This window comes from Bradyrhizobium sp. (assembly GCF_016213215.1).
Lineage (GTDB): Bacteria > Pseudomonadota > Alphaproteobacteria > Rhizobiales > Xanthobacteraceae > Bradyrhizobium.
Map to the genome: position 1 here is coordinate 146,877 of NZ_JACRAW010000163.1, position 9,776 is coordinate 156,652.

The following is a 9,776-nucleotide window of genomic DNA, read 5'->3' on the forward strand; positions in this document are numbered from 1 at the left end:
GACGATCCCGGTGGTGAGGAAGGGGAAGGCCGCGCGGCCCCGTATATTTGCGGATGCGGATCGTCCGAAGAAACCGGCAAATTAACTCGCGGTTTCTGCTGTTGTTTGTTTTCGAGGTATCCACGTCTGTCGTGGCGACTGGATCTGCGAGTCTGGATCCATTCTCACCAACCGTTAAGACCCGCGGCGTACCAGACCCTGATGAGTGTTCTTCGCGTATCGAGTTGCAGCATGGTTCAATCGCATATCCATCGACAGGAGCTTCCGGGCGATCCTGTGCCGGTGGCGGCAATCGAACCGCGCCCCGCCGAGCAGAAACCGGCGAGCCGCAAAGGCACAGGCGTCAACAGCATCCCGACGAGATTTGCGACGCTTGCGCTCGTGCTCGGGGCGCTCTGTCTCGCCCTCGAGGTGCAGATTGTTCGCGCGCACGATGCGCAGGAGATTTCGACGGCTCTCGCCCTGGCCCTGTTTGCCCTTTGCGTCGTCATTCCGGCCAGCGTCACCTGGCTCGCGGCCCGAAAGCTCACGGCCAACATCGTCGCCCTTCACCGCAGCACGGAAGCGATCATCGCGGGCGACATGGACCATCCGGTGCATGTCGATTGTGCCTGCGAAGTCGGCGGGCTGGCTGACAGTTTCCGCGCCATGGTTGCGCGGCTGAACAGCAACATTCTTCGCATGAACATTCTGGCGTTCACCGATCAGGTGACCGGTCTGCCCAATCGCTGCGTCGTCACGCATGCGCTGGGCCTGCTCGCGCGGGCGGGCGATGAAGCGCGCTGCGCCGTCGTGTTCATCGATCTCGACGGCTTCAAGTCCGTCAATGACAGTCTTGGACACGAGGCCGGAGACGAACTGCTCAGGCTGGTCAGCGACCGCATCATCGGGGTGGGCCTAAAGGTCAACCGTTCCGACGTCGACACCTGCATGACGCCGTTCGGCGAGCTCTGCGACAGCTTGCCGACCAAGCCGGTCGTTTCCCGATTCGCCGGCGACGAATTCGTGATCATCCTGCCGGGCCCGGCGGGCTTGTTGCAGGTGGAAGCCACGGCCGAGCAGCTTCGCGAAGCGCTCAGCAAGCCGTTCGATGTTTTCGGCGGCGAAGTGCGCATCAGTGCCAGCGTGGGCGTCTCGCGCATGCCCGACGACACCAGCGAGGTCGAGAAGCTGCTCACCTTTGCCGATCTGGCAATGTATGCGGCGAAAGACGCCGGCAAGAACCGGGTCGCCTTCTACGTTCCGGGCCTGAGCGTTGCGTTTGCCCGCCGGACCGAGATGGAAGCTGAATTGCGGCGCGCGGTCGACAACGGTGAACTGCTGCTCCACTATCAGCCCAAGCTCTGCAGCCACAAGCTCACGGTCACCGGTGTCGAGGCGCTGGTGCGCTGGCAGCATCCGCAACTCGGCATGGTTCCGCCGGGCGAGTTCATCCATATTGCCGAGCAGGCCGGGCTGATGCACGGGCTTGGCGCAAGCGTGATCAGAATGGCTGCGGCCCAGTGCAGGCAGTGGATTCACGAAGGCACCCCGCGGCGGGTGTCGGTCAACGTCTCGCCGGCCCAGTTCTCGCATCCGAACTTCGTGGCGGAATTGCTCGAAACCCTGCGAGACAGTGAGGTGCCTCCTCAGCTGTTCGAGATCGAGATCACGGAAAGCATGGCCATGATCGACGCCGAGGACATCGACTGCAGGCTCGGTCAAATCAGAACGGCCGGCATCGGCATCGCCATCGACGATTTCGGCACCGGCTTCTCCAATCTGTCGCAACTTTCCCGACTGCCGCTCAACCAGCTCAAGATCGACCGCTCTCTCATCCGCGAGATCGGCCACAGCGAGAAGTCCCAGCAGATCCTGCAGGCGATCGTGTCGATGACACATGCGCTTGGCCACAAGGTGGTGGCGGAAGGGGTCGAAACGCTCGACCAGTACGCTTTCCTCCAGCGCGCGGGCTGCGACGAGATTCAAGGCTTCCTGTTCGGCAAGCCGATGGATCCGGAAGCATTTGCCTGTTGGGAGGCGGGACGCGAAGCGAACCATGTCGCCCTGCTCCAGACGATGCTGGTAGGCGAACTGGCGAAGACTGCCTGAGGGCGACGCGCGCGGTATCGAACGCACAACAATCAACGGCGGCGGTGCCGCGTCGATACGGGCTCGTTGTGGCCTAGATGACGCCGAGGATGATGGCTGCGACAAAAGCCATGGCAAGATACGCGGTGATAACGCTCAGCCTGGCGGCGAACGTCATGGGCATGCTCCGCTCCCTCAATGCCTGTTTTCAACTGCTTCACGTGCTCGAAGATTAGCAACGAAGACGCCCCGCGAAAAAGTCAGCCTTGCTGTCTCTCGCCTGCTGTCGCCGGTATGTTGCTCCTCCAGCATGATTAAAGAAGCGTGAAATCAAGGCGTTGATGAGTCCTTAAATAAATTCGTCGAACGTGCGCGCGATGACGCGCGGAGTTCGTTTGTATCTCGTCGGCTCCCTTGTGCTCGTCTCGCTTGCGGGTTGCGGCCGTGGATTCTTCTTCCAGGAACGTGAACCGTGGCGCGCCGAGGCCGAAATCGCGTGCCTGAAGTCCGGCTCGGTCAAGGAAAGTGCCGATATCGTTCGTGTCGAGCCGATCTCCGGTCCGGGCGTCTGCGGGGCGGAGTATCCGCTTAAGGTCGCCGCGCTGGGCGAGAACACCGGCACCTTCGGCTTTGCCGACGAGGATTTGCGCCCGCCCGCGAGCATCGGCAATCAGCCGCGTTGGCCGGTTTCGCAGCCGCGCTATCCGCAAGGCTCGAATTATCCGCCCACCTCGAACCATCCTGCCAATTCAAGCCATCCGCAAAGCGCTGGCGCGCCAAGCGGGCCGATCTCACTGACGCCGCCCGGCGTCGCGCCGCAGCAGGATGAGATCGAAGTGCCTCCTGAAGGCACCGGTCCGGGCCGCACCACCTATATGAATGCGCCGAGCTATCCGGCGCGCGCTCCCTACTCGACGTCTTATCCGCAAGGTCCTCGACAACGGCCCTTGCCGCGCCTCGGCCCCGCGCAGGGCAATCCCGTGGCCGCGGTCGGACCCGTGGCGATCAAGCCGACCGCGACGCTCGCCTGTCCGATCGTCTCGGCGCTGGACCGCTGGCTCGCCGAGTCGGTGCAGCCTGCTGCCATGCGATGGTTCGGCTCACCCGTGGTCGAGATCAAGCAGATCTCGGCCTATTCCTGCCGCGGCATGAACGGCAATCGCAGTTCGCATATCTCCGAGCACGCTTTCGGCAACGCGCTCGACATTGCCGCGTTCACGCTCGCGGACGGCCGGCGCATCACGATCAAGGACGGCTGGCGCGGCGTGCCGGAAGAGCAGGGCTTCCTGCGCGACATCGAGGCCGCGGCCTGCGACCGCTTCACGACCGTGCTCGCGCCGGGCTCCAACATCTATCACTACGATCACATCCACGTCGACCTGATGCGGCGCGCCAGTCGCCGCGTCATCTGCCAGCCGGCCCCCGTCTCCGGCGACGAGGTCGCCGCGCGCGCCTCCCAGCGCAACCCGTATGCTTCTCGCGATCCGTACGTGACCGGATCGCTCGCCGGCAAGCACACGACGCGCCGCTCCTCGCGCGAGAAGATTAACGAGGAAGACGAGTTCATGGACGAGTAGGGCGCTTAGTCGCTCCACGAGTCGCAGACGTAAGCGACCAGACCGGGATCGTCCTCCCGCTGGCTCGATCTCACCACCGTCGTTGATAGGTGAATAGCAGCGCTGCAAGCGCAACCTCAGCCGCGCCGCGCCGCCTTGATCGCGGCGATGTCTATCTTCCTCATACCCATCATCGCATCAAATGCGCGCTTTGCTTCATCACCGCCAGCCGCTAACGCCTCGGTTAGCACGCGCGGTGTGATTTGCCAGGAAACGCCCCATTTGTCTTTGCACCAGCCGCACGCGCTTTCCTGTCCGCCATTGCCGACGATGGCGTTCCAATAGCGGTCGGTCTCGTCCTGATCGTCGGTGGCGATCTGGAAGGAGAAGGCTTCGTTATGTTTGAACGCGGGACCGCCGTTGAGGCCAATACAGGGGACACCGGCAACCGTGAATTCGACCGTCAGCACATCCCCCGCCTTGCCGGATGGGTAGTCACTGGGTGCACGGTGGACGGCTCCCACTACGCTGTCGGGGAAGGTCTCGGCGTAGAAGCGGGCAGCAGCCTCGGCGTCCTTGTCGTACCAGAGGCAAATCGTGTTCTTTGCCATTGCGACCCTTTCGGTTCCACTCGGAATCACGCTCATCCTTCTCTATTGAGATAGGTAGCTTTGTCGACGTGCTCCAGCCCTCTCCTTTTGCTTAGCCATCATTGACGGCTTACCGCAGCATCGCTGTCCGTTTTCGGGTCAGGCAGTCGTGGTCGGCACATACCTGAGTCCGGTAGACTGCTCGCAGCTGACGTCCTGGCGATGAAATCGCTGATCAGCTCTGGGCCAAAGGCGACATGGATCAAATCCATGTCGTTTCTGCTAAGGCCCTCAGCGGAAGAATCTGATGGCTCCAACCACCGCAAGGCTATTTCCAGACCTCGGCCGGCATCTGATTGATGTTCGCTCTTCCTCAGATAGCCGCCATCGTCAGCTAGATGGCTTACTCCCGAAACGGGCCAAAAGCGGCTGTGAGCATCCGTCGGCGCGAGCGAGCAACATGGGCGACACTTCGAGACCAAGCCCTTTGGCGGTCTTGCGCTTGGTCGGGGCCTGCACAGGTGCTCCCGCAGGGACCAATCAGCGTCGGAGCTTGGACTTCGCATCGGATGCGCTTAGGCCAGCGCTTTCGGATCCTGGCGATCGTCGATGACTTCACGCGCGAGTGCCTGGCGCTCATCGCTGACACGTCGTTGCCTGGACTTCGGGTGGTGCGTGAGTTCGATGCCCTCATCGCCATTCGCGCCTCGGTGCCGTTATCGGAGACGCACATGGCCGGCCGGCCGACCAGCATGGCGATCTTGGGCTGGTCTCAGGAGCGGCAGGTTGAATGGCACTACATCGCTCCGGGTAAGCCGCAGCAGAACGCTTTCGCGGAGTCGTTCATCGGGCAGCTGCGCGACGAGTTGCTGAACGAGACGTTGTTCGGCTCGCTCAGCCATGCGCGGGAGGCTCTGGCGATTTGGAAGACTACAACACTGTGCGGCCGCACAGCGGCGTCGGCAATCTGCCCCCGGTCGCCTACGCGAAGCTCAGGGTTCCCGAGAGGCAACGGGACGGGGCGCTTGCGCTATGCCGAGGGCTCCGCGCCCCGTCCCGTTGCTTCGCCGAGCCAACAAGGCTTAAATCAACCAGTGACTCCACTCATCGCTGGATGAAAAAAGCCCAGGCCACTGGCGGGAGGGCCACGAAGGCGTTAAAAGCTCGAGTCATGTCCCGGGTGCGTTCCGGTCAAGCAGCCAAGCCTGCGACGAAAGCTAGCCGCAGCAAGCACGTCTGCTTCAACGGCCGTGAGCTTTCCGGCTTAGCAAGCGCAGGCAGAAGCGGCGCTCAAACGCCAGCATGGTGCTAGGCTGGTCGTCCCGGCGGATCTGCTTCGATGTCTCTCATGATGGAGGGCGGAGACATGATAATCGCTCGGATGTCACTCATAGCGTTGCTGGGCTTCACATTGCAAACGGCCCACGCACAGGAAAGTGTTTCCCCTATCCCCAACGAAGTACAGCGGTTATTTCAACTTTTCAGCCAGAGTCCAACTCAGGTCCCTGCTGGGAGACATTGTGTGGGTAAGGGCCCGGGGAATTGGAGTGCGGGGGGCATGCAATGCTCTTGTGAGCTGCAACAGTGCTATAAAAATTGTCAAAAAAAGTTGATCGATGGAGAGGAAAGGACGGTATGTGATCAAGATGGAGGGCCGCAATGCCAAAAAGGCACCGGGTCTTGCACAATTAAATTCTAGATGACTGCAAGACGTTCTTAGGACAGCCATAGCTCTGGAAGAGGCTCGGCTGGAAGCAGAACTCTCGCCAGCGAAAGCGGCCGCGAAGGGCATGTCTTCGGCTAACGCGGTGGCCAGCCGAGGCGTGAAGGTTTGCGCGAATGTCCAGCACGGCATCATCGCCGACCAGGCAATAGGTTCCGATATATAGTTAGCAATGGTCGCGCGCCGCCGTGTTATCTAAGGACAGCCCAATGCCTTCTTGGCCCAGAGGCTTGCTCAAAACACCACTATTCCGCCGGTCCTCTCGCACAGCCCCATACAGGTGTTGAGAATGACAACCGGATCGGTGCCCCCAGCGCGGCGTATGCAGTTGACGATGCAGGAAGACACCCACGGCGACGCGCGACGTATCACTGGAAGGTTGCGAGCCTGCGGCCGTTGAACCATGTTCGTCACGATGCTACCCACGGCACCCCGGCCGCCGTATACCGAGAAACGGCGTTCACCGCATTTGGGGCAAGTACCTAAGCATTTGCCACCAATGCAGGAGACCCTGCAAAAGTCGTTGCCACAATTCTTGCCGCAAGTATAGAGATCGCCGTATTCCGAGTAAAAGCCACCTGCCTTGTCGCAGGCGCTCTTGATCTCGCTGGTGGAATGCGTCCCCGGGATTTGGATGGTTCCGGCAGAGGCCACGCCTGCAAGGAAGCTGAGTGTGGCGAGGGCAATGATGACGACTAGGAATTTGCGCATTAAAGCCTCCTTAGACTTGCCTTAGCGGTGTTTATTCTCCTGATTTGCTATTTTAGGTTAATGCGATCTATCCCGGTGTGAACGACATCACACCGTCAATTATGTCGCAGGCACTGTGGATGGCGTTGGATGTTGATGCGCCAAGAGGACGTTGTTCTTCAACAAGATCGAGGTTCCGGCCCTCATCGTACCCAAGGCGACTCAACTCCTCGAAAAACATGCGGTAAATCCGATGGCCATTTGCGCCCATGTCGCCGATCTTGGTCGCCGGGCTAACTATCGCGATGCGCTTCATCTTCGCCGGTTGCTGCGCACGCGCTGCGAGCGGCCACGTCGCTGCTGTGCCACCGAAAAGCGTGATGAACTCGCGCCGTTGCATGCATCCCCCTGAGGGAAAGCTCATCGAAGCCTCAAGCCTAACACGTTGCGACGGGGCGGCGGTGAGAAAGGGCAGCCAATCGACCCTCGACGCTGCGACCCAATGTCCGTTTCGGGTCAGAAGCGCCGGTCAAGGCCGATGCAAATCACTCCCGGTTTACCCTCAACAGCTGACCTCTTGGCAAGCATCACCTCAGGCAGCCTTGGGCCATCGCGACCTCGCGCAATCACATCCTAGACGTATCAGTTCCGTTCAACGAGTTTCCAATATGAGTCTTTTCGAACCACTTCGCCTGCGCGGAATGTGTAGAAGTCGCAACCTTGGACTTCCACCTTCTTTCCATCCCGACCAGTGCCAGTGAGGCACCATTTCGAAATGCCGGTTTGAGATTCCGAATCTACAAAATGCTCAGCATTCCCGTAATGGACGTCGGGCAGTCCTTCAAAGCGTGCAGCCAGCCCTTCTCGCACATTCTCCTTACCCTCAAAGCGGGAGCCGTACGGTTTACTCCCCTTCGGCATCTCCAAAACGCAATCATCCGCAAAGAATTTCATGATCCGATCCAGATCGTGCGCGTTGAACGCATCACATATCTCTACCAGCTTGGCTCGGATATCCATCTGCGCCTTGCTCACTTCAATACGCCGCGATATCGGCAGACTAACGCCCCACAACCTTAGTCAATCACGTCGTCCCAGCACGGACAACGCTTGAGTTGGCCCAAGTCCGTTCTGGGTGACAAGGGACCTTCGAAGGTTGGCTCCGTCGTGGTCAGCTGCAGCCTCGAGAGCCGACGTATCCAGCGGCGGTGACAGCGCGCCGCAAGGGGAGAGCTCAGCCGAGGACTTGAAGTAAATCGGCGCGAGCGCTCGGCAACGCGCCGACGATGCGGCGGTGATCGCCGGAGCGCCGGATTCCTTCGTCGCGCTGAACTGCCGTTGCAGATGGACGCACGCCTTCGACCGAAGCACGCGCAGATTCTGAAAGAACGGGAGCAAAAGCCGGTTCCCGGGTTCCCAGCCCAAATGAATCCCTTGCCTTGCCGGATTTGAGTCGCATTGCGACCCAGGTCGCGGCCGACGCTCGTGCGCGGCGGGGGGTGCAACACCGGGCGATACCATGCGTTTGCAATGCTTGGCCGCTTTTCTCATTTTCGCCGGTCTCTCGACCTCTCCTGCATCTTCGAATCCCTTGAGCTTCTTGTTTAATGCAGCTTCCGGAGACGCCCCCGCGCCTGCTCCTGCCGAACCGGAATGCGTGCCGCGACCCGACAAGTCGACGGCCGACGGCCAGCGCTGGGTCTATCGTCTCGAGGGCCACCGCAAATGCTGGTTCCAGGCCGCCGAGGGTGTCGCGGTGAAGAACCGGGTCCATCATCCCGCCGGGAAACAGCGTGTCTCCGCCCGTGAGGAGAACGGGGCCGCGCGGCGCAAGCGGAAGCCGGTCGTGGATGCGCGTGCGGAGCTGCTGCGCGCCGCACCAGGGGAAACGGTCCAGCCGACCCCGCCCGGGCCCGAGCTCAAGGTGGTCGATGCAGCTCCGGTCCCCGGTACGGCGGCCGTGACGCTCGTGGCTCCGGCGACCGTCGTCGCCGAGCCCGCGCCCGATCAGCTTACGCCCGATCACACCACGCCGCGCCAGGTCGGGGTGGCGACCCTTTTGGCGGCGGCTCCGTCCGATGACGATGCGGCTGCCTCCCGTCCGGCGCCCCCAGTGGTCGCTCCTGCGGCCGAGACGGGCGACGACGGGCGGGGCTGGATGGAGACCTCGCTCGGCGTGCTGCTGATGGCGCTCGGGATCGTCTTTCTCCTAGGCTCGAGCCGGACCCTTCCCGCGGCTGTGCTGGTCGGGCGACTTCTCGATCCGAAGACGGCTTGGCGGCGAATCGCCGGACATTCACCAGCGCGGGCCGAAGTGGACCAAAACGCTTAAATCCACGGACTGTAGACCAAGACACGTGCGCGGCTTGCTCGGCTCGCCTCCTGCTCCCAGCTGACCCTTGGACGAGCGTCGCGTGCGGCCCGGCAACATTCAGACGTTCGCAGCAACCCGCTGGCAAAACGTCTATCGCTATTGATTGCTCGCGTGCGTCCTTACGACATCAGCTTCCACGACCAATAAACGCCTATCGCCATCTGGACGGCGAAAGCGGTGAAGCGGAGACTTACCGCTATCGGACTGGTTGAAGCGAGATGGATAATCGACTGCACGATTCGTGCGCCAAGGAACCGAGATGCCAAAGGATCCGTGATTGCCGTCCTTGATGTCATGATCGCAATCGCCAACAAGCCGCCGAAAATCGGCAGACCCTCGATGCAGTTGGCATAAGCGCGGGCGAGGCGCTCCATGAAGGCGACAGTCGGAATGCAAATTGACTGCCCGCCGGGCAAATCGCGGAAAACTCTGTCAAGCCCTCTCTGCAAAGATATTTCGCTTTTCCAGAATTCGGATTTGGCGTATATGCGACCTGTCTCACCCACACGAGGGGCGGTTCGCGAGTCGTCAGAAGCGCGGGTTGGGATGCGGTGGACGCGACTGCGTCGTGCGCGAGGAGCGTTGCAGGGCGGGCTTTATGTCCGTGAGCGATGTGCCCCCGCGCGGACGAGCGGCGCTGAAAGCGTCTTCGCTCAAGGCTTCGAGGGTGAGCACACGCCAGCCTTCGGCAGCCGGGCGGGGACGTGCGCGGACGGCCAAATCGTGTGGTCCTGGCGCCCGAAGCTGGCGTCAAGCCCGCGGAGGCGTTTTGC

The 9,776-nt window shown here is 61.4% G+C and carries 8 protein-coding genes and 1 pseudogene; 4 read left to right on the forward strand and 5 right to left on the reverse strand.

Annotated features, from left to right (window positions below; translation table 11 throughout):
• Positions 1-231 precede the first annotated feature (231 nt).
• Both HY852_RS27440 and HY852_RS27445 read left to right on the forward strand, forming a co-directional pair.
• Positions 232-2,091 (forward strand): EAL domain-containing protein, encoded by a 1,860-nt coding sequence (locus tag HY852_RS27440; RefSeq protein WP_291608100.1) that lies wholly within the window; start codon positions 232-234, stop codon positions 2,089-2,091.
• Positions 2,092-2,447: 356 nt separating this feature from the next.
• Positions 2,448-3,647 carry an extensin family protein gene (locus HY852_RS27445; RefSeq protein ID WP_291608101.1) on the forward strand — a complete coding sequence of 400 codons (1,200 nt, stop codon included), beginning with the start codon at positions 2,448-2,450 and terminating at the stop codon, positions 3,645-3,647.
• 116 nt (positions 3,648-3,763) lie between these two features.
• Here HY852_RS27445 and HY852_RS27450 read toward each other — a convergent pair whose 3' ends face one another.
• A complete protein-coding gene (locus tag HY852_RS27450; RefSeq protein ID WP_291608102.1) occupies positions 3,764-4,237 on the reverse strand; it encodes a VOC family protein in 474 nt (157 codons plus the stop codon).
• A gap of 505 nt (positions 4,238-4,742) precedes the next feature.
• On the opposite strand from HY852_RS27450, the pseudogene HY852_RS27455 reads away from it, so the two are divergent.
• Positions 4,743-5,192, forward strand: a pseudogene (locus HY852_RS27455) (integrase core domain-containing protein); the annotation flags it as partial.
• A gap of 981 nt (positions 5,193-6,173) precedes the next feature.
• On the opposite strand, the gene HY852_RS27460 reads toward HY852_RS27455, so the two are convergent.
• The 3 genes from HY852_RS27460 to HY852_RS27470 form a co-directional block, all read right to left on the reverse strand.
• Positions 6,174-6,650: a hypothetical protein gene (locus tag HY852_RS27460; protein ID WP_291608103.1), complete on the reverse strand. Its 477-nt coding sequence runs from the start codon at positions 6,648-6,650 to the stop codon at positions 6,174-6,176.
• Positions 6,651-6,717: 67 nt separating this feature from the next.
• Positions 6,718-7,053: a hypothetical protein gene (locus HY852_RS27465; RefSeq protein ID WP_291608104.1), complete on the reverse strand. Its 336-nt coding sequence runs from the start codon at positions 7,051-7,053 to the stop codon at positions 6,718-6,720.
• Positions 7,054-7,271: 218 nt separating this feature from the next.
• Complete coding sequence (locus tag HY852_RS27470) at positions 7,272-7,664, reverse strand: nuclear transport factor 2 family protein (RefSeq protein WP_291608105.1); 393 nt, start codon at positions 7,662-7,664, stop codon at positions 7,272-7,274.
• A gap of 622 nt (positions 7,665-8,286) precedes the next feature.
• Between HY852_RS27470 and HY852_RS27475 the strand changes: the two genes are divergently transcribed.
• A complete protein-coding gene (locus HY852_RS27475) occupies positions 8,287-8,961 on the forward strand; it encodes a hypothetical protein (protein ID WP_291608106.1) in 675 nt (224 codons plus the stop codon).
• Between the two features lie 161 nt (positions 8,962-9,122).
• On the opposite strand, the gene HY852_RS27480 is transcribed toward HY852_RS27475, so the two are convergent.
• Positions 9,123-9,377, reverse strand: coding sequence for an MAPEG family protein (locus HY852_RS27480; RefSeq protein WP_291608107.1), 255 nt, complete (start codon positions 9,375-9,377; stop codon positions 9,123-9,125).
• Positions 9,378-9,776: the final 399 nt, after the last annotated feature.

Coding starts and splice junctions, on each gene's coding strand:
- HY852_RS27440 (WP_291608100.1), top strand. CDS start 232: ATGGTTCAATCGCATATCCATCGACAGGAGCTTCCGGGCGATCCTGTG.
- HY852_RS27445 (WP_291608101.1), top strand. CDS start 2,448: ATGACGCGCGGAGTTCGTTTGTATCTCGTCGGCTCCCTTGTGCTCGTC.
- HY852_RS27450 (WP_291608102.1), bottom strand. CDS start 4,237: ATGGCAAAGAACACGATTTGCCTCTGGTACGACAAGGACGCCGAGGCT.
- HY852_RS27460 (WP_291608103.1), bottom strand. CDS start 6,650: ATGCGCAAATTCCTAGTCGTCATCATTGCCCTCGCCACACTCAGCTTC.
- HY852_RS27465 (WP_291608104.1), bottom strand. CDS start 7,053: ATGAGCTTTCCCTCAGGGGGATGCATGCAACGGCGCGAGTTCATCACG.
- HY852_RS27480 (WP_291608107.1), bottom strand. CDS start 9,377: ATGGAGCGCCTCGCCCGCGCTTATGCCAACTGCATCGAGGGTCTGCCG.